The 26,167-nt window shown below is 43.1% G+C and carries 19 protein-coding genes; 16 read left to right on the top strand and 3 right to left on the bottom strand.

The annotated features are described in order from the left end of the window. The first annotated feature begins 5 nt into the window (after nucleotides 1-5). Complete coding sequence (locus tag NKF87_RS05620; protein WP_253584139.1) at nucleotides 6-1,931, top strand: NAD(+) synthase; 1,926 nt, start codon at nucleotides 6-8, stop codon at nucleotides 1,929-1,931. A 396-nt stretch (nucleotides 1,932-2,327) separates the two neighbouring features. Here the strand turns inward: NKF87_RS05620 and NKF87_RS05625 are convergent, their stop codons facing one another. Beyond that, nucleotides 2,328-3,530 (bottom strand): IS110 family transposase, encoded by a 1,203-nt coding sequence (locus tag NKF87_RS05625; RefSeq protein WP_253584141.1) that lies wholly within the window; start codon nucleotides 3,528-3,530, stop codon nucleotides 2,328-2,330. A gap of 606 nt (nucleotides 3,531-4,136) precedes the next feature. After that, nucleotides 4,137-4,832, bottom strand: coding sequence for a S1 RNA-binding domain-containing protein (locus NKF87_RS05630; protein WP_253584143.1), 696 nt, complete (start codon nucleotides 4,830-4,832; stop codon nucleotides 4,137-4,139). Nucleotides 4,833-5,031: 199 nt separating this feature from the next. Here NKF87_RS05630 and NKF87_RS05635 point away from each other — a divergent pair, with 199 nt between their 5' ends. The 10 genes from NKF87_RS05635 to NKF87_RS05680 all read left to right on the top strand — a co-directional run bounded on the left by NKF87_RS05635 (nucleotide 5,032) and on the right by NKF87_RS05680 (nucleotide 18,576). Then, nucleotides 5,032-6,678 (top strand): putative manganese-dependent inorganic diphosphatase, encoded by a 1,647-nt coding sequence (locus NKF87_RS05635; protein WP_118309441.1) that lies wholly within the window; start codon nucleotides 5,032-5,034, stop codon nucleotides 6,676-6,678. A 19-nt stretch (nucleotides 6,679-6,697) separates the two neighbouring features. Beyond that, the gene (locus NKF87_RS05640) at nucleotides 6,698-7,306 is read left to right on the top strand and encodes a flavin reductase family protein (protein ID WP_118224645.1); all 609 of its coding nucleotides are present in this window, start codon (nucleotides 6,698-6,700) and stop codon (nucleotides 7,304-7,306) included. Between the two features lie 286 nt (nucleotides 7,307-7,592). Next, nucleotides 7,593-8,207 carry a polysaccharide deacetylase family protein gene (locus tag NKF87_RS05645; RefSeq protein ID WP_226854003.1) on the top strand — a complete coding sequence of 205 codons (615 nt, stop codon included), beginning with the start codon at nucleotides 7,593-7,595 and terminating at the stop codon, nucleotides 8,205-8,207. A gap of 39 nt (nucleotides 8,208-8,246) precedes the next feature. Continuing rightward, entirely contained in the window at nucleotides 8,247-9,566 is a 1,320-nt protein-coding gene (locus NKF87_RS05650) for a replication-associated recombination protein A (protein WP_173791460.1), read from the top strand. A gap of 158 nt (nucleotides 9,567-9,724) precedes the next feature. Then, the gene (hrcA, locus tag NKF87_RS05655; RefSeq protein ID WP_055281023.1) at nucleotides 9,725-10,780 is read left to right on the top strand and encodes a heat-inducible transcriptional repressor HrcA; all 1,056 of its coding nucleotides are present in this window, start codon (nucleotides 9,725-9,727) and stop codon (nucleotides 10,778-10,780) included. 36 nt (nucleotides 10,781-10,816) lie between these two features. After that, a complete protein-coding gene (gene grpE, locus NKF87_RS05660; protein WP_253584312.1) occupies nucleotides 10,817-11,419 on the top strand; it encodes a nucleotide exchange factor GrpE in 603 nt (200 codons plus the stop codon). Between the two features lie 55 nt (nucleotides 11,420-11,474). Next, nucleotides 11,475-13,355, top strand: coding sequence for a molecular chaperone DnaK (gene dnaK, locus NKF87_RS05665; protein ID WP_118224648.1), 1,881 nt, complete (start codon nucleotides 11,475-11,477; stop codon nucleotides 13,353-13,355). A 23-nt stretch (nucleotides 13,356-13,378) separates the two neighbouring features. Further along, entirely contained in the window at nucleotides 13,379-14,569 is a 1,191-nt protein-coding gene (gene dnaJ, locus NKF87_RS05670) for a molecular chaperone DnaJ (RefSeq protein WP_028087089.1), read from the top strand. 173 nt (nucleotides 14,570-14,742) lie between these two features. Beyond that, a complete protein-coding gene (gene glyA / locus NKF87_RS05675) occupies nucleotides 14,743-15,981 on the top strand; it encodes a serine hydroxymethyltransferase (RefSeq protein WP_253584145.1) in 1,239 nt (412 codons plus the stop codon). A gap of 276 nt (nucleotides 15,982-16,257) precedes the next feature. Further along, nucleotides 16,258-18,576: an NlpC/P60 family protein gene (locus NKF87_RS05680; RefSeq protein ID WP_117598027.1), complete on the top strand. Its 2,319-nt coding sequence runs from the start codon at nucleotides 16,258-16,260 to the stop codon at nucleotides 18,574-18,576. Between the two features lie 105 nt (nucleotides 18,577-18,681). Here NKF87_RS05680 and NKF87_RS05685 read toward each other — a convergent pair whose 3' ends face one another. Continuing rightward, nucleotides 18,682-20,130, bottom strand: a complete 1,449-nt coding sequence (locus tag NKF87_RS05685; RefSeq protein WP_117598028.1) for an aminoacyl-histidine dipeptidase — start codon at nucleotides 20,128-20,130, stop codon at nucleotides 18,682-18,684. 247 nt (nucleotides 20,131-20,377) lie between these two features. Between NKF87_RS05685 and NKF87_RS05690 the strand changes: the two genes are divergently transcribed. The 5 genes from NKF87_RS05690 to rlmD are packed head-to-tail and all read left to right on the top strand — an operon-like array spanning nucleotide 20,378 to nucleotide 26,166. Further along, nucleotides 20,378-21,721, top strand: coding sequence for a uracil-xanthine permease family protein (locus NKF87_RS05690; protein WP_253584147.1), 1,344 nt, complete (start codon nucleotides 20,378-20,380; stop codon nucleotides 21,719-21,721). Nucleotides 21,722-21,728: 7 nt separating this feature from the next. Next, nucleotides 21,729-22,532 carry a selenium cofactor biosynthesis protein YqeC gene (gene yqeC / locus NKF87_RS05695; protein WP_253584149.1) on the top strand — a complete coding sequence of 268 codons (804 nt, stop codon included), beginning with the start codon at nucleotides 21,729-21,731 and terminating at the stop codon, nucleotides 22,530-22,532. Continuing rightward, nucleotides 22,466-23,959 carry a selenium-dependent molybdenum cofactor biosynthesis protein YqeB gene (gene yqeB / locus NKF87_RS05700; RefSeq protein ID WP_330642807.1) on the top strand — a complete coding sequence of 498 codons (1,494 nt, stop codon included), beginning with the start codon at nucleotides 22,466-22,468 and terminating at the stop codon, nucleotides 23,957-23,959. The genes yqeC and yqeB overlap by 67 nt, the downstream gene beginning before the upstream one ends. Continuing rightward, nucleotides 23,925-24,989, top strand: a complete 1,065-nt coding sequence (rsmH, locus tag NKF87_RS05705) for a 16S rRNA (cytosine(1402)-N(4))-methyltransferase RsmH (RefSeq protein WP_117598030.1) — start codon at nucleotides 23,925-23,927, stop codon at nucleotides 24,987-24,989. The genes yqeB and rsmH overlap by 35 nt, the downstream gene beginning before the upstream one ends. Next, entirely contained in the window at nucleotides 24,886-26,166 is a 1,281-nt protein-coding gene (rlmD, locus tag NKF87_RS05710; RefSeq protein ID WP_181978364.1) for a 23S rRNA (uracil(1939)-C(5))-methyltransferase RlmD, read from the top strand. Before rsmH ends, rlmD begins: the two co-directional genes overlap by 104 nt. The last annotated feature ends 1 nt before the right edge of the window (nucleotide 26,167 follow it).

The following is a 26,167-nucleotide window of genomic DNA, read 5'->3' on the forward strand; positions in this document are numbered from 1 at the left end:
AAGTCATGAGAGACGGGTTTGTAAAAGTGGCAGCAGTAACTCCGGATATCCGTGTGGCGGATGTTGCCTATAATACACAAAATATCTGTAAGATGATTGATGAGACTGTTGCAAAAGGAGCAAAAGTTATCGTATTTCCGGAATTATGTGTAACGGGATATACCTGCAGTGATCTTTTTACGCAGGACATTTTGTTAAAGGAATCGAAAGAAGCACTGTTTAAAATAGCCGAATATACAAAAGAGAAGGATGCGATTATATTTATCGGGGTTCCGCTTGCCATAGATGGAGAACTTTATAATGTCGCAGCAGCTTTGAATCATGGTGAGATCCTCGGCCTTACGACGAAGACATTTCTCCCGAACTATGGGGAGTTTTATGAAATGCGGCAGTTCCGTCCGGGACCGGATAAGGCGAGATGGATCACATTGGATGGAAAGCAGATCCCGTTCGGACCACAGCTTTTATTCGTGGCAGATCAGATGGAAGAATTGGTAATCTCCGCAGAAATCTGTGAGGATGTATGGTCGCCGGTTCCGCCAAGTACACTTGCAGCAAGAGAAGGAGCAACTGTGATCGTGAATTGTTCTGCAAGCGATGAGACGATCGGTAAAGCATCTTATCGTGAAAGCCTGATCGAGGGACAGTCAGCGAGACTGATCTGCGGATACATTTATGCCAATGCCGGAGAGGGAGAGTCTACGACAGATCTGGTATTCGGAGGACATAATATTATTGCGGAGAACGGAACAACACTTGTGTCGAGTGATCGCTTCGCAAATGAAGTGATTTATACAGAATTGGATGTGAAGCGCCTGTTAAGCGAGCGACGTAAGAATACAACATTCCAGACAGAAAAAGAAAGAATGCTGATCCGTATTCCATTTTCAATCCATGTGGAAGAGACGGAACTTACCAGAAAATTTGCTTCCAGACCGTTTGTTCCAAGTGTGATGGCAGAGAGAAATTTACGTTGTGAAGAGATTCTGACAATTCAGGCAATGGGACTGAAGAAACGTCTTGCACATGCACATGCAAAGAGTGCGGTTGTCGGAATCTCCGGCGGACTGGATTCTACACTTGCGCTTCTTGTGTCCGCAAAGGCATTTGATGCACTTGGAATGGACCGCAGTGGAATTACAGCGGTAACAATGCCATGTTTTGGAACAACGGACAGAACTTATCAGAATGCATGTAAGATGTCACTAAAACTGGGAGCAACACTGCGTGAGATTCCGGTGGGGGCAGCAGTAGAGCAGCATTTTAAAGATATCGGACATGATCCGGAAGATCACAGTGTAACCTATGAAAATTCCCAGGCAAGAGAAAGAACACAGGTACTGATGGATGTTGCCAATCAGACCGGTGGAATTGTAATTGGTACAGGAGATATGTCTGAACTTGCTCTTGGATGGGCGACTTATAACGGGGACCATATGTCTATGTATGGAGTCAATGCGTCGGTTCCAAAGACACTGGTACGCCATCTGGTCCATTATTATGCGGATACCTGTAAAGACCAGGAATTAAAAGATGTCTTGTATGATGTACTGGACACACCGGTGAGTCCGGAACTTCTTCCGCCAAAAGACGGTGAGATTGCCCAAAAGACAGAGAATCTGGTCGGACCGTATGAGCTGCATGACTTCTTCTTGTATTATCTGCTGAGATTCAGTTATGAACCGGGTAAGATATACCGTATTGCGAGATATGCATTTGACGGTGAATATGATGATGCAACCATTTACAAATGGTTATATACGTTCTGCAGACGATTCTTCATCCAGCAGTTTAAACGCTCCTGTCTGCCGGACGGACCAAAGGTAGGAACTGTGGCACTGTCTCCAAGAGGCGACTGGAGAATGCCGAGTGATGCATGCGCGGAAGTATGGCTGAGAGATCTGGAGAAGGCGAAGCCGGTAGGGATGTAATTGGGATTTAATTCAGAAAGGCACGACGACCCGGACCTGCATAAAAAGTAGGAAGCCGTTCCTGTTCAAGTTCCGGCGGCGGGAAATACTAAAGCGTCAAAATTATGCTAAAAACGGGCTTCCGAAATTTGCAACTCGCCATTCGGCTCAAACAGGCAAATTTCGAAAACCCAACGCATAATTTTGACGCTTAACTATTTCCAACACCTTCTTCACATTCACTGGAACGGCTTTCTACTTTTTATTCCGTGGGTGTCGAATGCCTTACGAATGAAACCTGCTAAGAAAAGTCAATAATTATTTTTATCCTTTTTATTTTCTGTCACAAAATATATTTGCGTACTACAAATAGACTGTCTGATTGGCAGTCTAAAAAATTATTTATTTTATATAAGATTATATATTTTTATATAGTTCAGTTACTCGAGCATAATAAATGCGTAAAAACTTATTTAATCCGGCTATCTTTGCTGATTTTTTACTTTTACCTTCTGATTCCTTTTTTACAACATATCGGTAAACCGGATCTTCTGGTCTGGAACGCATTTTTAAACTTCTCATTGTTTCGTATCCTACTTTGCGCAATGATGCTGAACCACGTTTCGAGATTTTCCTATTACAACCTACAAATTGACCAGATTCATACGGTGGTGGATCAATTCCTGCGAATGCAACCAATGCCTTCCCGTTGCGAAATCTGCGAACATCTCCTATTTCTGCAATTAACTTTGGGGCTAATGTATTTCCCACTCCACCCATTTCTCTTACAACCGAATATTCTGGCAAAGTCTTGGCTATTTCCTGCATCCGTGATAAAATTAGACCAAGGGTTGCATCAACTTCCTTGAGCACCCGAACTGCTTCAGTCACCAGTATTTTGACCGATGAGGTTTCTGAAGGTAATGTGGGAATACTTTCCTGAGCCAGGGTGTATATAACTTTGGCCTTTTCCTGGCTTGGGACGTATTTCTTTTCTTTTGCCCAAAGTATATACTCTTCAGTAAATTCCTGTTCAGACATAGATGTTATTACATCATAATGCCAAAAACGTTCCACAAAATCACTTCTTTTATCTTTCCGATTTGTTTCATTCCAACTTGCAAGAAGATTCTTTATTCCAGGCATGGTCAAATCTAAAAGATGGGTCAATTCAGCGAGAGATAAAAGATGAAGTTTCATATAATGCCGATATTGCTGTCCAAGCAACTTCAACTCTTTATAAATCTCTCCAGAAGTTTGAAATTCTTTCATTTTAAACCAATGATCAATTCCATAATTAGCAATGATACGGGAATCAATCTTGTCGGTTTTGGCTTTTCGCAGACTTTCGTTACGATAACTTTTCATAAGATACGGATTAATTACAGAAACAAAAAATCCTTTTTCCTGTAAATATGTAAGAACTGGAAGATGATAAATTCCGGTTGCTTCCATAACGATTTTGACTTCATCATTTAGTCTGAAAAGCATGGAAGATAATTCGCTTAAATCCTTTTGGGTATGGGTAATATTGAAAGGCTTACTAACAATCTCTCCATATGGTTTCAAAATACATACTGTACTTTTCCCTTTTGATACATCAATTCCTACGCTGATCATAATATACTCCTTTTCTTTTTATAGAATTGCAGTTGTTTATCCCATCTACACTTATTATGATTCAGTTTAGTTCGTTACGCGAAAGCTCCTGCGAGTTTCAACCTGCTTAAATGAATGTTTATAATAAGGGGATGGCTGACGGTTTCATTCACGGATGTGAAAATCCTAATGGCAATATGTCATACCAACTACTTCCCTTATTATAATAAAATAAGTGTAGATGTTAGAGTTAATTACTCTCTAACAACTACACTTTTATGGTACTAAATGGCAATTGCGTAACCGTAGTGGCCTCCACCGGGTTACATTTCCGGGCATTTTATTTATTAACATCCGCTGCCAGTCACGACTTGAAGGAAACAATAGATAAGGATTATTGTGAATGTGGAATGCCGTTAGAAACAATTAGAGAGTCAGAAGCACCGTTAAAGGAACGAAGCGAACGTGTTTGAGGCGAACGCCGAGTTTGAGCGTAGTTCCTTTGCTTTTAGGTGATTCTGGCTCTCTTAGTGTTTCTTATGGTATGGAACCTGAACAAGAAGCCTTATCTATTGTTTTCTTCAAGGACTGAGAGGCCGCTTCCCCAGTTAATAAATTAAATCCCAACTAATCTAATTTCAACCCTTTGAATAAATCTCCGAGACTTGTACCAATCGCCTCAGCTTTAGGAATCTCTACATGGATTTCCTCTTCTTCTTTTTTCTCTTCTTCAAGAGCTTTCATGCTGAGACTGATCTTACCGTCTTTTACGCCGATGATCTTTACATTTACCTCATCTCCGACATTTAACACATCAGAAGGTGATTTGATCCGTTTTAAACTGATCTGGGAGATGTGTACCAGCCCGGAGAGTCCGTCGCCGAGATCTACAAATGCGCCGTAGTTCTGAAGACTTTCTACCGTACCAGTTACTATGCTGCCGACTTTAACAGCTGCAATTCGGGCTTCTCTTTCTTTTCTTGCTTTTTCCTGTAGGATCTCACGTGCAGAGAGCACAAGACGGTTATTGGCTTCATCTACATCAATGACCCTGACTTCAATATCTTTTAACAGATATGTTTCCAGATCTTCGATATAAGAAAGAGATAATCTGGATGCAGGAATGAATCCGCGGATTCCCTCGATCATGGCAATGGCTCCGCCGTTCACGATTCCTTCTACTTTTACAGGCAGGATCGTGCCTTTTTCCATATAAGATTTTACTACGTTCCATGGATTTGCATCATCGAAATGTTCCTCAAGGTCAGCCATTGTAACAGCTGCTTCTGTCTGTGTTTGTTCGTGTAATAATTCTTCGCTCATAGTGTAATAATTCCCTTCTTAGTAATAGTAAGAACATGCAAATAACATGTTCTCCAGTATTAATTTCAGTATAGCATAGAACCATAATATTGTTCAAAGAAAAATACGAAATACATGGAAATAAAGGTTGACGAAACTTCAAAAAGATGGCAAGCTTAATACTTGAAGGATATAAGCAAAAGGATGTGAAAGATAAAAGATGGCTAAAAAAGAAGAAAAAATATACGTTGTGGGACATAAGAATCCAGATACGGATTCCATCTGTTCGGCAATTGCCTATGCGAATTTAAAAAGAGAAATAACCGGTAATGATTATGTAGCCAAAAGAGCCGGTCAGATAAATGAAGAGACACATTATGTATTACAGAAGTTTGGGGTAAAAGTACCGACACTTCTTGAAAATGTAAAACTGCAGGTAAAGGATATGGATATCCATCAGATTGATGGTATCGGTCCGAATGTGTCTATGAAAGATACATGGATAAAGATGAAGGAGAATAATATCAAGACCATTCCTATATTAAGAGACGAAGAACTTCTTGGTGTGATTTCCACAGGAGATATTGCAACATCTTATATGGAAGTATATGATAACATGATCCTTTCCAAAGCAAAAACACAGTACCGTAACATTATGAATACACTGGATGGAGAGATGGTAACCGGTAATGAACACGGATATTTTACCAAAGGGAAAGCGGCAATCGGTGCGTCCAGTCCGGAACTGATGCAGGAATTTATTGAAAAGGATGATCTGGTGATTCTTGGAAACCGTGTAGAGTCACAGATGTGTGCCCTGGATATTGATGTAAGCTGCATGGTTGTCTGCCAGAATGCGGAGGTTTCAAAAGAAGTGATCAAGCGTGCAGATGAACAGAGTACGGTGATCATCAGTACGCCACACGATACATTTACCGCGGCAAGACTGATCAACCAGAGTGTCCCGGTTAAGCGCTTTATGACGAAGGCACCTCTGATTTCTTTCCATATGAGTGATTATGTGGAAGATATCAAGGAAGTGATGGCAAAGAAGAAGTACCGTGATTTCCCGATCATTGACAGACATGGAAAGTTCAGGGGGTTCATATCCAGACGTCGTTTTTTAAATGTAAGTAAGAAGAAAGTAATTCTGGTAGATCATAACGAGAAGAATCAGGCTGTAGACGGTATCGAAGAAGCAGAGATTGTGGAGATCATCGATCATCACAGACTGGGAAATATAGAGACAATGGGACCAGTGTTCTTCCGTAACCAGCCAGTAGGATGTACCGCAACGATTGTATATCAGATGTACAAAGAAAATGATGTGGAGATCAAGCCAACAATTGCAGGACTTCTGTGTTCGGCAATTATTTCAGATACACTTTTATTCCGTTCACCGACCTGCACACCGCTGGATGAAAAGATTGCCAAAAAACTGGCGAAGATTGCGGGTATCAATCTGGAAGAACAGGCACAGGCGATGTTCAAGGCAGGAAGCAGCCTTGCCGGAAAGACAGCAGAAGATATTTGCTTCCAGGATTTTAAGCAGTTTACAGTCAATGATATGGTATTTGGCGTAGGACAGTTGAATTCCATGAGTAAAGAGGAACTGCAGAAAGTAAAAGAGATGCTGACACCATATCTTCCGAAAGTACTGGAGAAGAATGGAGTGCAGATGGTGTTCTTTATGCTGACAGACATTCTGGATGAGTCGACAGAACTGTTATGCTGTGGGGCAAGGGCAAAAGAGTATATCATTGATGCATTTGACCTGAAAGAAAACACGGAGAAGATGATCTTAAAGGGTGTGGTATCCAGAAAGAAACAGCTGATACCGACTTTGGTAAGTGAATTACAGCAGTAAAGGAAGCGGGGGAGAAGACATGGCAAAGCAGATCTGGAAACCGGGAAATATGCTGTATCCGCTTCCGGCTGTGATGGTAAGTACTGCAGATAAATCCGGCAGATCGAATATCATAACAGTTGCGTGGACAGGAACAGTATGTACGAATCCGGCGATGCTGTATATATCTGTAAGACCGGAACGATATTCGTACAATCTTTTGAAAGACAGCGGAGAGTTTGTAGTAAATCTGACGACCGAGAAGCTGAAAAAGGCAACAGACTGGTGCGGTGTACGTTCCGGTCGTGATGTCGACAAATGGAAAGAGATGCATCTGACGGCCGGCAAAGCGTCAAAGCTTGATCATGCACCGATCATAGAAGAATGTCCGGTGAACATTGAGTGTAAAGTAACAGAGATAAAAGAACTTGGTTCGCATCATATGTTTCTGGCAAAAGTAGAGGCTGTTCAGGTAGGAGAAGAATATCTGGATAAAAAGGGAAGACTACAGCTGGGAAAGGCCGGACTTCTGGCATATTCTCACGGAGAATACCTGACATTGGGAAAGACTCTCGGAACATTTGGATGGAGTGTCAGAAAGCTTTCTGCGTCGGGAAGAAAAGCGACATCACGAAAACGAAAGAAATAAAAACAAAATAAATGTAGGGCGTCAGAATGCTGACGCTTTTTTTAATTCCATGCGTTCGAAATAAGGGTATGAGCATGGAATTTTCTGTCTTTGCATATAGTAAAATGAAATGGTGGTATGTGGGGACAGCATGGAATTAAATCGGGATTATGAATCTGCTGCAATATATAAATGGCGGAAGAAGAGAAAGAAAGCATTTGTTTTGTTCATTTGCATAGTTGGAATCTGTTTTCTTGTGACAAGGATGGTGCGGGTGGAAGATAAGACAACGGTGAAAGTTCATAACATGCATACGGAACAGAATGAAAAAGCCATTCGGTATGTTGCATCAAATATGATAAAAGAGGATCCAAAGATTGCAATTACCTTTGATGACGGACCAAGTCCGGCATGGACTCCGCAGCTTCTGGATGGATTGAAAGAGCGGAATGTAAAAGCAACATTTTTTCTGATCGGAGAAAACGCAAAAAATAATCCGGAACTGGTAAAGAGGGAAGCGGAAGAAGGACATCTGATAGGCAATCATACCTATCATCATGTGGAAATCACACGGGTGCCGGATGAGACGGCACAGGAAGAAATACTGATGACAAATGAAGTAATCACCGGAATTACCGGAGAGGAAGTCTCTTATATGAGACCGCCGTTTGGAGTCTGGCAGAAGAATCTGGAGAGGAAACTGGATGTCATGCCTGTGTTGTGGACCATAGATCCGCTGGACTGGACAACGGACAATGAAGACGAAATTATCAATAAAGTAGTGACGCAGGCGGGGGAAAATGATATTATTTTATTACATGACTGTTATGAATCTAGCGTGAATGCAGCACTACGTATAGTGGATATTTTGCAGAAAGAAGGGTTTGAATTTGTAACAGTCGATGAACTGATAATGAATTAGAGTTGTACTCTTGTGGTTCAACTAAATGGAGATGAAAGAATGGATTTATTTGATTACATGCGGGAGCAAAACATGGAAAAGGAAGCTCCGCTTGCATCCAGACTGCGGCCGACAACATTGGAAGAAGTAGTGGGACAACAGCATATTATAGGAAAAGATAAATTGCTTTACAGGGCGATCAAGGCGGACAAATTAAGCTCAGTCATTTTTTATGGTCCTCCGGGAACTGGGAAGACCACGCTTGCCAAAGTAATTGCCAACACGACCAGTGCGGAATTTACCCAGATCAATGCAACGACTGCGGGTAAAAAAGATATGGAAGAAGTGATTGCCAAAGCAAAAGAGATGCAGGGAATGTACCGTAAGAAGACCATCCTGTTCGTAGATGAGATCCACAGATTTAATAAAGGACAGCAGGATTATCTGCTTCCGTTTGTGGAGGATGGTACGATCATCCTGATCGGTGCAACGACGGAAAATCCGTATTTTGAAGTGAATGGGGCACTGCTTTCAAGATCGAGCATTTTTGAGTTGCAGCCGCTTGCAAAAGAAGATATTAAGACGCTGATCACGAGAGCGGTCTATGACACGGTAAAAGGTATGGGAAGTTATCAGGCAGTGATAGAGGAAGATGCATTGGAATTTCTTGCAGATATTTCCGGCGGGGATGCCAGAAGTGCATTGAATGCGGTTGAACTTGGTATCCTGACAACAGAACGGGGGGCAGACGGAAAGATTCATATAACACTGGATGTTGCGTCCGAATGTATTCAGAAACGGGTAGTCAAATACGATAAGACCGGGGATAATCATTACGATACGATCTCTGCATTTATCAAAAGTATGCGGGGTTCTGATCCGGATGCGGCAGTGTATTATCTTGCAAAAATGCTGTATGCAGGAGAAGATATCAAGTTCATAGCCAGGCGTATTATGATCTGTGCATCGGAAGACGTCGGAAATGCAGATCCGATGGCACTTACGGTAGCAGTATCTGCGTCCCAGGCAGTTGAAAGAATCGGTATGCCGGAAGCACAGATCATCCTTTCACAGGCAGTCACTTATGTGGCAACTGCCCCAAAGAGTAATGCCTCATATATCGCAATCGCTGATGCAATGGCAAGTGTGAAGAGGACAAAGACGACTGTTCCGTCACATCTGCAGGATGCTCACTATAAAGGAGCACAGAAACTGGGACACGGAACCGGATATAAATATGCTCATGATTATCCGCACCATTACGTAGAACAACAATATCTTCCAGACGAGATCGCAGGAGAAAAATTCTATGTGCCGTGTGAGAATGGACATGAGAGAAAGATTAAAGAGTGGATGCAGTATATTCGGCAGAATCAGTAATTCCGGAATGTCATTTATTAACCGGAACGGCCTCTTTCTAAAAAATATCTAAACAGTGTTGACAAAAATATGCGGGAGTGCTATCTTAATAGTCGAAAGGTGTTAGCACTCAGATATAAAGAGTGCTAATAACCCAAAACCGAAAGGAGGAGGTACCGGTGATAAATTATGAAGAACTGAGTGAAAGAAAATTGAAAATACTTCATGCAGTCATTCAGAATTATCTGGAGACAGGAGAACCGGTTGGTTCCAGAACAATTTCCAAATATACGGATCTGAATTTAAGTTCAGCAACGATTCGTAATGAGATGGCTGATCTGGAAGAGATGGGATATATCATCCAGCCTCATACGTCGGCAGGACGTATTCCTTCGGACAAAGGATACAGGCTCTATGTAGACATGCTGATGGAGGAGAAAGAGCAGGAATTAAATGAGATGCAGGAGCAGATGCTTGATAAGGCTGACAAGATGGATCAGCTTCTGAAGCAGGCGGCAAGGGTTCTTGCAACGAATACAAATTATGCAACGATGGTTTCCACTCCGATGAACAATTCGAATAAGATTAAGTTCATTCAGTTGTCTATGGTAGATGAGGAACAGGTGATCGCAGTCATTGTACTGGGCGGCAATGTGATCAAGAATAAGATCATCAACATTGACGAACCAATCAGTAATGAGAATCTGCTGAAGTTAAACATGCTGTTGAATACAACACTCAATGGCATGGCAATCGAAGAGATCAACCTGGGGCTGATCGCCAGATTGAAAGAGCAGGCAGGAATCCACAGTCAGGTGGTCGGATATGTTCTGGATGCAGTTGCGGATGCCATTCATCTGGATGATGACATGCAGATTTATACAAGCGGTGCAACGAATATTTTTAAATATCCGGAGCTGAGTGATAACCAGAGTGCACAGGAGATCATCAGTGCATTTGAAGAAAAACAGCAGTTATCCGAGCTGGTAACCCAGACCCTGGCAAAGGAAGACAATACAGGAATCCAGGTATATATCGGTGATGAGACGCCGGTACAGACCATGCGGGACTGCAGTGTGGTAACCGCAACGTATGAACTGGGGGATGGTATGAAAGGAACGATAGGAATTATCGGACCGAAACGTATGGATTATGAACATGTTTTAAAATCTATGAAGCGTCTCCAGACAGAACTGGATCAGATGTTTCATAAGAATGATAGAAAGGTGGAATAACCCTTGGAGAATAAGCAGGAAAAAAGTCAGGAAGATATGGTAAAAGAAGCTGTGGAAGAAGCCAAAAAGTCTGCAGCTGAGACTGAATCTGCAGAAGCTGAGGCGGAAGAGACAGAAGAAACTTCCGAAGAAGCCGGAAGCGAAGAAGCCAAAGAGGATGCAGAAAAGAAAACTGGCAAAAAATTATTTGGTAAAAAGAAAGATAAAAAGGACGAGAAGATAGAAGAACTGACAGATAAGCTTACTCGTCAGATGGCAGAGTTTGATAACTTCCGCAAACGTACAGAAAAGGAAAAGTCTCAGATGTATGAAATTGGAGCGAAAGATATCATAGAAAAGATTCTTCCGGTTGTAGATAACTTCGAAAGAGGATTAGATGCGGTAAAGGAAGAAGAAAAAGAAGATCCGTTCGTTCAGGGAATGGAAAAGGTATACAAACACCTGGTTACCACACTTGAAGGAATAGAGGTGAAGCCTATTGAAGCAGTAGGTCAGCCGTTTGATCCGAATTTCCACAATGCGGTGATGCATGTGGAAGATGAAAACTTTGGTGAAAATATTGTTGCCGAAGAATTTCAGAAAGGTTACACATACCGTGATTCGGTCGTAAGACACAGCATGGTAAAAGTAGCAAACTAGAAACAAGCATATTCACAATTATCAGAATAAAGAATAATACAGGAGGAAATTTATCATGGGTAAAATTATAGGTATTGACTTAGGAACAACAAACAGTTGCGTAGCCGTAATGGAAGGTGGACAGCCGACAGTTATCGCCAACACAGAAGGCGCAAGAACAACACCATCTGTAGTTGCATTTACAAAGACTGGTGAGCGTCTTGTCGGAGAACCTGCAAAACGTCAGGCAGTAACAAACGCAGAGAGAACAATCTCTTCTATCAAGAGAGAGATGGGAACCGATTATAAGGTAACAATTGAAGATAAGAAATATTCTCCACAGGAGATTTCAGCAATGATCCTTCAGAAATTGAAAGCAGATGCAGAAGGATATCTCGGAGAGAAAGTAACAGAGGCTGTTATCACAGTACCTGCTTACTTCAACGATGCTCAGCGTCAGGCAACAAAGGATGCTGGTAAGATCGCCGGTCTTGATGTAAAACGTATCATCAACGAGCCGACAGCAGCAGCACTTGCATATGGACTTGACAACGAGAAAGAACAGAAGATCATGGTATATGACCTTGGTGGTGGTACATTCGATGTATCAGTTATCGAGATTGGTGACGGAGTTATCGAAGTATTATCTACAGCCGGTAACAACAGACTTGGTGGAGATGACTTCGACCAGAAGATCACAGATTACATGATCGCTGAATTCAAGAAACAGGAGGGTGTTGACTTATCTACAGATAAGATGGCACTTCAGAGATTAAAAGAAGCAGCTGAGAAAGCTAAGAAAGAACTTTCATCTGCAACAACAACAAATATCAACCTTCCATTTATCACAGCTACAGCTGAAGGTCCAAAACATTTTGATATGAACCTTACAAGAGCAAAATTCGATGAACTGACACATGATCTTGTACTGAAGACATCTGAGCCGGTACAGAGAGCATTATCAGACGCTGGCATCACAGCTTCTGAACTTGGTCAGGTACTGTTAGTTGGTGGATCTACACGTATCCCGGCAGTACAGGAAGAAGTAAAACGTCTGACAGGTAAAGAGCCAAGCAAATCTCTGAACCCGGATGAGTGTGTAGCACTCGGAGCATCTGTTCAGGGTGGTAAACTTGCAGGAGATACAGGCGCCGGCGACATCCTTCTTCTGGATGTAACTCCATTGTCACTGTCTATCGAGACAATGGGTGGTGTAGCTACTCGTCTGATCGAGAGAAATACAACAATCCCTACAAAGAAGAGCCAGATCTTCTCTACAGCTGCTGATAACCAGACAGCCGTTGATATCAATGTGGTACAGGGTGAGAGACAGTTCGCAAGAGATAACAAATCTCTCGGACAGTTCAGACTGGACGGAATCGCACCGGCTCCACGTGGAATTCCACAGATCGAAGTTACATTCGATATCGATGCAAATGGTATCGTAAATGTATCTGCAAAAGACCTTGGAACCGGAAAAGAACAGCACATCACAATTACAGCAGGATCTAACATGTCTGATGAAGATATCGACAAAGCTGTAAAAGAAGCTGCTGAATTCGAAGCTCAGGATAAGAAACGTAAAGAAGGAATTGATGCTAAGAATGAAGCTGACGCCATGGTATTCCAGACAGAGAAAGCTCTGCAGGAAGTTGGCGATAAGCTTGACGGTGCAGATAAAGCAGCAGTAGAAGCTGACTGCAAAGCTCTGAAAGAGTTACTGGAAAAAGCAAATACAGATACTCTTACAGACGAGCAGGTTGCTGAGATTAAAGCAGGCAAAGAAAAACTGACAGAAAGTGCTCAGAAGCTTTTCACAAAGATGTATGAGCAGGCTGGTGCAGCAGCAGGAGCTCAGGGAGCAGGTCCTCAGGCAGATGCTTCAGCAGGAGCAGGTCCGGCTCCAGAAGGATTCCAGGGCGACGATGTCGTAGACGGAGATTACAAAGAAGTCTAAGAACATTAAGTGAGGAATAGGAAATGGCAGAGTCAAAAAGAGATTACTATGAGGTGCTTGGAGTCAGTAAAGATGCTGACGAAGCAACTTTGAAAAAAGCATACAGACAGGTTGCCAAGAAGTATCACCCGGATATGAATCCGGGTGATGCTGAAGCTGAAAAGAAGTTCAAAGAAGCTTCTGAGGCATATGCAGTCTTGAGCGATCCGGAAAAACGTCGTCAGTATGATCAGTTTGGACATGCTGCTTTTGACGGAAGTGCAGGAGCAGGCGGCGGATATGGCGGATTCGATTTCAACGGTGCTGATTTTGGTGATATTTTCGGAGATATCTTTGGAGATCTGTTCGGCGGCGGACGCAGAGGCGGACGTGCGAACCAGGGACCGATGAAAGGTATGAATATCCGGAAGAGTGTCAGGATCACATTTGAAGAGGCTGTATTCGGATGCGAGAAAGAATTGGACGTTGTATTAAAAGATCCATGTCCGAAATGTAACGGAACAGGTGCCAAACCGGGAACATCTCCGGAGACTTGTCCGAAATGCGGCGGTAAAGGTCAGGTTGTATATACACAGCAGTCTTTCTTTGGAACTGTACAGAATGTACAGACCTGTCCAGATTGCCAGGGAACTGGTAAGATTATTAAGGAAAAATGTCCGGATTGCGGCGGTACAGGTTATGTAGCCAGCAAGAAGAAGATATCCGTATCCATTCCGGCAGGTATTGATAATGGTCAGAGTGTGCGTATCCGTGAAAAAGGTGAGCCAGGTGTAAACGGCGGACCAAGAGGAGATCTTCTGGTAGAGGTCGTGGTATCAAGACATCCGATCTTCCAGCGTCAGGATATGCATATCTTCTCAACGGTACCGATTACATTTGCACAGGCGGCGCTTGGTGCGGATATCCGTATCAAGACGGTAGACGGAGAAGTAATCTATACTGTAAAACCGGGAACCAAGACCGATACAAAAGTACGTCTGAAAGGAAAGGGAGTTCCATCTCTTAGAAATGCACAGGTTCGCGGCGATCATTATGTAACGCTTGTTATCCAGACACCGGAACACTTAAGTGCCGAAGCAAAAGAAGCACTTCGTAAATTCGATGAACTGACAGGTAATTCTCTTGGAACAGAAAAGAGTGACAAGACGGAAGAGCATAAAGGTAAAAAGAAAAAAGGATTTATGGATAAATTAAAGGAAACCTTTGATGATTAATTTCATCAGGGGTTTCCTCTTTTTGCCTAGAACTATCTATGGAAAACCGGTGACGGCAGGTTCTGTAAATCTGACAGGTATTGAAAAATATACAAAAAAATGCTGGCATTCACCGTGGTAAAGTGCTATCATATTAAAAAATCGAATTTTTAACAAACCAGGAGGACTCAAGTATGTACGCATTTGATGAAATTAAAAAAGCAGACAGTGAAATTGCAGATGCCATTCAGGCCGAGATGGAGAGACAGAATTCGCATCTGGAACTGATCGCATCGGAGAACTGGGTAAGTAAAGCGGTCATGGCAGCAATGGGAAGTCCGCTTACAAATAAATACGCAGAAGGCTATCCGGGCAAACGTTATTATGGTGGATGTCAGTGTGTGGATGTAGTGGAAGATCTTGCAAGAGAAAGAGCAAAGAAGTTATTCGGTTGTGATTATGCCAATGTACAGCCGCATTCCGGCGCACAGGCAAACCTGGCAGTATTCTTTGCGATGCTGGAGCCCGGAGACAAAGTTATGGGTATGAACCTGGATCACGGCGGACATCTGACACATGGTTCTCCGGTTAATATTTCCGGTAAATATTTCAACGTCGTATCATATGGAGTGAACGACGAAGGCGTGATCGATTATGATAAAGTCCGTGAGATCGCAGTGAAAGAAAAACCAAAGATGATCATTGCGGGAGCCAGTGCTTATGCAAGAATCATTGATTTCAAAAAGTTCCGTGAGATTGCAGATGAAGTAGGAGCATACCTTATGGTCGATATGGCACATATCGCGGGACTTGTTGCAGCAGGACTTCATCCAAGTCCGATCCCGTATGCAGATGTAACTACAACTACTACACATAAGACACTGCGCGGACCAAGAGGAGGTCTGATCCTTTGCAATCAGGAAGCAGCAGATAAGTTCAACTTTAATAAAGCTGTATTCCCGGGAATTCAGGGAGGTCCACTGGAACATGTGATCGCGGGAAAGGCTGTGTGCTTTAAAGAGGCACTGGAGCCTGAATTTGCAGAATATCAGAAGCAGATCATCAAAAATGCACAGGCACTCAGCAAAGGTCTGATAGGTCGTGGTGTAAAGATCATATCCGGCGGAACAGATAATCACCTGATGTTGATTGACTTAAGAGGCGAAGAGGTAACCGGTAAAGAACTGGAAAAACGTCTGGATGCCGCACACATCACATGTAACAAGAATACGGTACCGAACGATCCAAGATCTCCGTTTGTGACAAGTGGTGTCAGACTTGGAACACCTGCAGTTACAACAAGAGGATTAAAAGAAGAAGATATGGATGTGATCGCAGAGTGCATCGCACTGGTACTTCAAAGTGAAGACAATATTGAAAAAGTCAAAGGAATGGTTGCAGAGCTGACTGCAAAATATCCTCTGGATATGTAATATTCGAGAATAACGAAAGAAAATAAGAAAATCAAGGATGCGTCGGAGTATGGTTTTTAAACTTATTCAGACGCATTTTTGCTGTGCAGATACCAAAAATTTTAGTAATAAGACAGCGTGTTTTTATGAGTTTTTATGAAAATGATAAAAACAAAGCAATAACAGGGTGGAAATTTAAAAGCAGAAAGCGTATAATTAAAATAATGTATATTAATCTATACAAGAAGAAAAAAGGAAGACCTGGTATAATATAGAAATCCGGGAAGGAGCTAGATTTTGAGACTGAGAAATAATAAAGTAGCAAAGAGATTGGGAACAAAAGCACTTGCAGGAGTGCTTGCAATAGGACTTATCATCAGTACTCCGGCTGCAGCGCTGGCAGATGGAGGGGCAGAGACAGCCGGGACGCAGAGCACAGCCTCTCAGACACCGGCCGCACAGGCAGAGAAGCTGCAGGCAAAATCAGTAGATGGCAAGGATACACTTACAGATGTATCAGATGCAGTGAAAGAGATGATCCAAAGAGGTGAGGTAAAGCTGGATGAAAGTACAGGATATCTGATAGATACAACAACCGGACAAAAGACGAATCCGGTTACAGGAGAACGTGTAGATCAGATTCCGGCGATACCGGCGACACCGGCAGAACCGGAACAGCCGGCGGAACCGGCAACACCAGTGACACCAGCAGAGCCGGAACAGCCGGCGGAACCGGAGGCACCAGCAGAGCCGGAACAGCCGGCAACACCAGCAACACCGGAGGCACCGGCGACACCAGCAGAACCGGCGGCACCGGCGACACCAGCAGAACCGGAGGCACCAGCAGAGCCGGAACAGCCGGCAGATACAGTTACAAGTGCAAAAAGCAATCAAGCACTTGTTGCAAAGCAGCAGATTATAAAATTACCACAGATCGTGGAAGATTTCCGGTTCTGGACAGTTGCCAGAAAATATGCATTTGCAAAATCGAAGATCAATATCCGCGAGGCAATTCCGGAGAATATTGATGGCAGTAATACACAGGATGTAAAGACGGATCTGGAAAATGCAAAAGCAGATACAAAAAAGCTACAGAAGAAAAAAAAGAAAATAACAAAGAAACAGACAAAAACAATTAAAAATAAAATATTCAAGAAAGCAAAGAGTAAAGCGGTCAGAAATCTTCAGAAGACGATGGAAGAAAGAAAGAACCTGAAACAGAAAGGTCTGGACGCAGCACTTGCAAATCAGCAGCTGGAAGAAAAAGTCCGTACAGTAGGAACTTTATCACAGGATGGTCTGTTATATATCCTGAAAGAAGAAGAGAATGGCTGGCTTTACGTTGAATCTGGAAATGTCAGAGGGTTTGTAAAAGCATCAGAAGTATATACAGGGGATGCGGCACAGGAAATCCTGGATGTTTATCAGACCAAGGCTCAGAAGAAGGCAGAGAAAGCCGGAATGGAATATACCGGTATTGAGGGAACTGCAAAGACAGCGGAAGCGACTGTCGATGCAAAAGAAAATCAGGCATACACATATCTGCGTGCGACGGTGAACCCGACGGTAGCAGAGAAGGATTATGCGCTGGTTAATGATCAGATCGAGACAGGAATACTGAATATAAAAGAAGAGAATAATCCAGATGCGAGAACTGTCGGAACGCTGAAACAGGGACAGCTCTGTTATATCCTTGCCGATAAAGATGTCGACTGGGTATATATAGAGTCCGGTAATGTCAGAGGGTTTGTTGAAAAGAAATATCTCGATAACAGCGATGAGACAAAACAGCAGATCACGACAACAGGGGAAGAACAATATAAAACGGCGGAAGAAACAGTAAAACCAGAAGAAAATGCTGCTTTATATTATACATTGGCTTCTGTGAAAGAAGGAACGCCAAGTGGTGAGATCAGAGAGTCCATCCTGCAATTTGCTTCCCAGTTTATCGGTAATCCATATGTATGGGGAGGTACAAGTCTGACAGACGGGGCAGACTGCTCCGGATTTGTACAGCAGATATACAAACAATATGGATATGATCTTCCAAGAGTGGCAGAGGACCAGAGCCAGTGTGGGACGAAGATTCCTGTAGAGGATGCACAGCCGGGTGACCTGATCTTTTATGCAAAAGAAGGCCATATATACCACGTAGTGATGTATGCAGGTGATGGAAAGACTATTGAAGCAGCCAGCACGAAACTTGGGATTATTGAAAGCAAAGTAAATACTAAAAATGCAGTATGGGCAACACGTATTATCAATGATGATTATACACTTGCCGGAGGCGGAATCAGTAATGTCAATGCAACGAACGAAATGTATGGACAGAATCTTGGTAATTTCCAGATTACATATTACTGTGCATGTGAAATCTGCTGTAATAAAGCAGACGGAATTACAGCAACAGGAACGCCGGTGGTAGAAGGTCAGACGATTGCGGTTGATCCAAGAGTTATTCCTTACGGAACGAAAGTGATCATCGGAGGTCATATATTTACAGCTGAGGATTGCGGCGGTGCAATTCAGGGAAACCACATTGACATCTATGTAAATAATCACGCAGAGGCAACGGCGCTCGGGGTGACAAATGCAGATGTATTTCTTGTGAAATAAGAATAAAATAAAAATGAGAAAAGACAGCTTTTTCAGATTTGAAAGTTTGAAAAGCTGTCTTTTAATATTACGTTGCATTCATAAAAAACGATGGATAGATATGGATTATTTACAGATCTTTAAAAGTTCTTTCAGATAATCCCACATACGCTTTGTAGATTCGATATGTACGCGCTCATTATAAGTATGTACACCTGTCAGTTCCGGTCCGAAAGAAATGATATCAAGATCATTCTTCTTTCCGAATAAGATTCCACATTCCAGTCCTCCGTGAGTTGTCTCAACGGTAGGCTCTTTGCCGAACATTTCTTTATAAAGTTCAATTGCTTTCGGACGGATCACGGAATCTGCATTGTAGCTCCATGCCGGATATTCACCAGAGATTTCGCGGGAAGCACCTGCAAGATCTGTTGCAAGATCCAGTTTGTTTCGCATATCATCTAACTTGGTAGCAACGGAGCTGCGAACCTGAAATTTGATCTTTACCGTATCTTCTGTGGTTTCAACGATACCTGTATTCAGGGAAGATTCTACAGCTGTAGGGAACGCACGGTCATAGCATTGTACACCATCGATTGCTCCATACAGGAATCCGATTACATGTGCGGTAGTATCTGCGTCAAATGCTTTTAAGGCAGTCTCGCCTTCGGAAACAGCGTTCAGAGATAAAGTTGGTTCCTGTCCGGCAAACTCAGCGGAGATCGTCTGTTCCAGTTCGGTAACAGCATCTGCGATAGCCTGAGCCTGTGCAGGGTCAGCAATAATCTCAGTCGTATTATATTGTGCGATTACGTTTGCTGCATTTCCGCCGTTTGTGCTTACAATGTTGAAGTCGTAATCTTTTGCAAGAGCATACAGGACGCGTCCAATGATCTTGTGTGCATTTCCAAGTTGGTTCTGGATTTCTGCGCCAGAATGTCCACCCTGCAGACCGGAAATGGAGATCGTCATCTTTGTTCCGTTTTCTTCACTCCATTCGATCGGGATGAAGGTATCGTAAATGTAGCCGCCGGCACATCCGACAGTCATAACACCTTCAATTTCAGAATCAATGTTCAGACAGATCTTTCCTTTTAATACAGATGTATCCAGGTGATGTGCACCGCCCATACCAATCTCTTCATCAATTGTGAATACAGCTTCGATCGGTGGGTGTGGAATGTCTGTGCTGGCAAGGATTGCCATAGCGTAAGCAACGGCGATGCCATCATCGCCACCGAGAGTGGTGTTCTTTGCCCCAATCAGATCACCATCTACAAAAAGGTCTAAAGGATCATTTTCAAAATCATGATCACTGTCGGTTGTCTTTGTAGCGACCATGTCCAGATGTCCCTGGATGATAACCGGATCACTGTTCTCGTATCCGGCAGTACCAGGTTTTTTGATGATTACGTTGTTCACTTCATCCTGGATATATTCCAGATTGTGAGCTTTTGCAAATTCCACACAAAAATCACTGATTTTTTTTGTGTGGAAGGTACTTCTAGGTACCATACTTAATTCTTCGAAGTAATGGAATACTTCTTTTGGTTCAATATTAGACAAAATTCCCATTGTTCATTCCTCCGTTTGTCTTTAGTCTCTATCTGTCATTGTACCATGAAATTCAGCACTTTACCATGATAAAATTTAATGTATACATAACGGAATGTAATAGTTATAATAACTGTAGCTTATAAGATTTTATTAAAACATTCAATAACTGCAGGACTACACAAAAAAGAAGAAAAAATATATAATATTTAAGTTGAAAATAATATGAATCGCCATGCGTTCGAAAGAAATTTACAGGAGGATATATATGAGTACAAAAGAAGCAAAACAGATGGACAAAGCATTATTTGATTTTTATGGGAAACCATCTATCGGACAGGCTTTGCCACTTGCAATCCAGCATGTACTTGCGATGATCGTCGGATGTGTAACACCATCGATCATTGTTGCGGGAGTGGCCGGAATTTCACAGGAAGATTCCGTGATCTTAATACAGGCAGCACTGGTGATGTCGGCACTGACGACATTACTGCAATTGTTTCCATTTATAAAAACAAAGAATTTCCGGATCGGTTCGGCACTTCCGGTTATGATGGGAATCAGCTTTGCGTATGTTCCAAGTATGCAGGCAATTGCGTCTGATTTTGACATTGCAACAATTCTGGGTGCACAGATTATCGGAGGTGTGGTTGCACTTCTGGTGGGATTGAATATTAAGAGAATCCGCAAATTCTTCCCGCCGCTGATTACAGGAACGGTCGTATTTTCTATCGGTCTTTCTCTGTATCCGACAGCAATTAACTATATGGCCGGAGGTGCGAGCAGCAAGACTTATGGATCATGGCAGAATTGGGTGGTTGCGATTATTACATTGATCATTGTAACAGCATTGAATCATTACGGAAAAGGGGTATGGAAACTGGCATCCATCCTGATCGGAATTATTGCAGGATATATCGTAGCGTTGTTCTTTGGAATGGTAGATTTTTCATCTGTGTCATCGGCATCGCTCTTCCAGCTTCCGAAACCAATGCATTTTGGAATCAAGTTTGAACCATCTGCATGTGTTGCGATCGGAATTCTGTTTGCGATCAATGCAGTACAGGCAATTGGTGATTTTTCGGCAACAACAACAGGATCTATGGACCGTATGCCGACAGATGAAGAACTGACAGGTGGAATTGTAGGCTATGGAATCAGTAACATTTTCTGTGCATTCTTTGGAGGACTTCCGACTGCGACATACAGCCAGAATGTAGGTATCGTATCAACAACAAAGGTCGTCAGCCGTGTGGTAATGGGGCTGGCAGCAGTGATATTACTGGCAGCAGGATTGATTCCGAAGTTTTCTTCTCTGCTTACAACAATTCCGTATTGTGTACTCGGCGGTGCGACAATCTCTGTATTTGCTTCGATTACAATGACGGGAATCAAACTGATCACGACAGAGCCAATGGATTTCCGTAATACAACAGTTGTAGGACTTGCAGTAGCAGTAGGAATGGGTGTGACACAGGCAAATGCTTCACTGGCACAGTTCCCGGAATGGGTGACAACAATTTTCGGAAAATCTCCGGTTGTTCTTGCAACGATTGTAGCAATTGTGTTAAATTTAACCCTTCCAAAAGCAAAGAAAAAAGAGGAGAAATAATCCTTATATGATAATAAGTTATATAAATGGTGAATGGAAAGAGCCTGGCAGTTTATGCCAGGCTATTGGAATTTTTAAAGAAAATTTTCATAAGACGGTATCCGTTGTCGGCGGAGGCGGAAAGACGACAGTGATCCGCAGGCTTATGGATGAATGCCGGAATGCCGGAATTCCATGTGCGGTTTCTACAACAACTCATATACAAAAATGTGATGCCGGATATTTTCTGGGGAAACCTTCGCTGGAAATGTTCCGTCAGATTATGATAAAATATGGTGTTGTATGGATGGGAAGAGAGACAACGGATGGGAAGCTTGCATCTTTTCAAGAAGAATATCTAAAAGAGATCAGCCGTGAACCAGGCGTACTGCTTCTAGAGGCAGACGGAGCGAAGCGTCTGCCGGTTAAAACCCCTGCGGAACATGAGCCGGTGATCTGTGAGCAGACAGATATTGTTTTGAATGTATATGGGATGAGTGCGGTTGGAAAGAAGCTGAAAGAAGGTTGTTTCCGGGTGAAAGAAACCGGGAAGATTCTCGGAAAGACAGAAGAAGATATTCTGTGTCCGGAAGATATTGTCACACTTGCGGTAAGTCAGAGTGCGGGACGAAAATACGTGACGGATGATATGGAATATCAGGTGATACTGAATCAGGCAGATACTAAGGAGCAGAAAAAAATGGCAGTGGAACTTGCGGAAGAGATCGTAAAGCAGTTGTCAGACAGGCATGCAGATAGTATGGAATGCCCGGGGCAGATCCGCAGAGTGCATGTGGTATCGGACCTGATTCCGTTGAAAGAAAGATGGTAACTATGTCAGAAATGTATAAAAACAGAAAAAAAGTATTAATCAGAGGAGCCGGAGATCTGGCTACGGGTGTAGGAGTGGCACTTCACAGGGCAGGATTCCGGGTGATCATGACGGAGATTGCAGTGCCGCTTACCGTCAGACGTGAAGTTGCAATGTCACGGGCAGTCTATGAAGGCAGGATAGAAGTAGAAGGAATAGAAGGAATTCTTGTGGAAAATTATCAGGAAGCCAGGAGGGTACTGGCAGCGGATAAGATTGCCGTAATCGTAGACCCGGAGGCAGAGATCCGGAGAGAATTCAGACCGGATGTACTTGTGGATGCAATTCTTGCAAAAAGAAATACAGGAACCAGTCGGGCAGATGCACCATATGTGATCGGTCTCGGACCGGGGTTTATAGCGGGAAAAGATGTCCATGCTGTCATAGAGACAATGCGTGGATTAACACTTGCGGATATCATCTATGACGGACAGCCGATTCCCAATACCGGCATTCCGGGATATGTGGGCGGCTATGCGCTGGAACGTCTGATCAGGGCGTCGGCAGCCGGACGGATGGAGCCGAAAGCACAGATCGGGGATGTCGTCCGAAAAGGACAACTTCTGGCTCTGACCGGAGGAAAACCGGTCTATTCTCAGTTGGACGGTGTGATCCGGGGGATGTTACAGGAAGGCGTGCAGGTAAAAAAGGGTCTGAAGATTGGAGATGTGGATCCGAGAAAGGACAAGAAATTGTGTTATCTGATCTCGGATAAGGCAAATGAGATTGGCAGTTCCGTGGTAAAGACAGTAGAAGCACGCCTGTCAGATAAAGATTATGCGATGATTCTCCTGGCAGCCGGAAAGTCAAGCCGATACGGGAACAATAAGCTGCTGGAGAAACTGGATGGAGGGCAGATGTTCGAACATACCCTTCGTAAAATGCGTGCATTTCCATTGTGTACACAGGTAGTGGTAACAAGATTTGAAGAGATAGAGAATGCGGCAAAAACACAGGGGATGCTGGTGGTACAGAATACGGAGCCGGATCTTGGAATCGCACATTCGCTGAAGTTAGGATTAAAGAGAGCATTAGATGAGAATCCGGGGTTAAAGGGGGCTATGTTCATCGTATGTGACCAGCCGGGATTGACAGCCGGGACATTTGCCCGTATGCTTGAGATGGGGAAGATGCATCCGGGAAAGATTGTATGTGCCGGATGGAAAGGAAGAACCGGGAATCCCGTATTATGGGATTCGTGCTTTTTCCGGGAGTTGTGCAGACTTTCCGGTGATAAAGGCGGAAAACAGATCATCTGTGCACATAAAGAAGATGTGGTGCTCTGTGAGACAGAAGAAGCAGAACTCCGGGATGTAGATGTACCGGAACAACTGATAAAATGGGAGAGAGATTATGGAGAATCAGGAAAATCAAGAGAAGAAACATAAACGGAGAGTCCGATATTCTGGAACACATCCGAGAAATTATAAAGAAAAATATAAAGAACTGAATCCGGAAAAGTATGCAGATACTATTTCAAAGGTGATCCAAAAAGGCGGAACACCGGCAGGAATGCACATTTCCATCTGTGTACAGGAGATTTTAGACTTTTTTGATATCCAGCCGGGACAGCAGGGACTGGATGCAACGCTTGGATATGGAGGGCATACCTCAAAGATGCTGGAAAAACTGCAGGGAGAGGGTCATATCTACGGACTGGATGTAGATCCGATCGAATCAGCAAAGACAAAGAAACGTCTGGAGGAAAAAGGATTTGGATCAGACATCCTGACAGTAAAGCTTGAGAACTTTGCTAATATTGACAAAGTAGCAAAAGAAGCCGGAAAATTTGATTTTGTACTGGCAGATCTTGGTGTGTCATCCATGCAGATCGATAATCCGGACCGGGGATTCACATTTAAAGCAGAAGGTCCTCTGGATCTGCGGATGAATCCGGAGAAAGGAATCAGTGCGGCAGAACGGCTGCATGACATTTCAAGAGAAGAACTTGCAGGGATGCTGGTTGAAAATGCAGATGAACCTTATGCAGAAGAGATTGCAGAAGCAGTTACGGAAAAGATCCGAAAAGGCGGAAAGATTGAAACAACAACGGGATTGCACCAGGTGATCGGAGAGGCACTTGCATTTATTCCGGAAAAAGAAAGAAAAGAAGCAATACGTAAGTCGAGCCAGCGGGTATTCCAGGCACTTCGTATTGATGTGAATCATGAATTTGAAGTATTGTATGATTTCCTGGATAAGCTGCCGGGTGTGCTAAAACCGGGAGGAAAAGTGGCAATCCTTACCTTCCATTCGGGGGAAGACCGTCTGGTAAAGAAATCATTCAAACAATGGAAAAAGGAGGGCCTGTACAGTGAGATCGCAAAAGACGTCATCCGACCGTCCAAAGAAGAATGCTTCCGCAACAGCCGTGCGAAATGCACGAAAATGCGCTGGGCAATCAGGTCAGAAGAGTAAAGTACAGAAAAATAAAAAGCAGACACGGAATCAGACTTCTGCATGTAAAATCGATAAAAAATGTGGCGGCTGCCAGTTCCAGAAGATGCCATACAAAGAACAGCTGAAAAGAAAACAGAAGCAGGAAGAAAAATTATTGGGCGGCTTTTGCAAAGTCAGTCCGATTATCGGTATGGAGCATCCATATTTTTATAGAAATAAAGTACATGCGGTGTTCGATCATGACAGAAAAGGAAATGTGATATCCGGCATCTATGCAGAAGGAACGCACCGTGTGATCGCAGTGGAAGAATGTCTGATCGAAGATAAGAAAAGTCAGGAGATCATCCGTACAATCCGTGAACTTCTGCCGTCTTTTAAGATTAAGACATATAATGAAGATACAGGATATGGACTTTTGAGACATGTATTGATCCGCAGAGGCTTTGAGACTGGTGAGATTATGGTCGTTCTGGTGCTTGGATCGCCAATTCTGCCATCAAAGAATAACTTTGTGAAGGCTTTGAGAAAAGTACATCCCGAGATTACGACCGTAGTACTGAATGTGAATAACAAGCAGACCAGTATGGTGCTGGGAGAAAAGGAAAAGCCGATCTACGGACCGGGATTTATTAAAGACAGATTATGCGGCTGTACGTTCCGTATTTCTCCAAAATCGTTCTATCAGGTGAATCCTGTACAGACGGAGATCCTTTATAATACAGCCATGGACTATGCGGAACTGACCGGAAAAGAGACGGTGATCGATGCGTACTGCGGAACCGGTACAATTGGTCTGATTGCAGCCAGGAATGCAAAGAGAGTCATTGGAGTAGAGCTGAACAAAGATGCGGTGAAAGATGCGAGAATCAACGCAAAAGAAAATGGCATCAAGAATGCCGAGATCTATGCAGGTGATGCGGGAAGATTCATGGTAGATATGGCTTCGAAGAACCAAAAAGCAGATGTGGTATTCATGGATCCGCCGAGAGCCGGAAGTGATGAGAAGTTCCTTTCTTCTGTAATAAAGCTCGGGCCAAAGAGGGTTGTCTATGTGTCCTGTAATCCGGAGACACTGGCAAGAGATCTGAAATATTTGACGGGAAACGGATATCAGGCAATGAAGATCCAGCCGGTGGATAACTTCCCGTTCTGCGATCATATCGAGACGGTAGTAAAGCTTGTGAAAAAGAGATAGA

This window comes from Dorea longicatena (assembly GCF_024168045.1).
GTDB lineage: Bacteria > Bacillota > Clostridia > Lachnospirales > Lachnospiraceae > Dorea_A.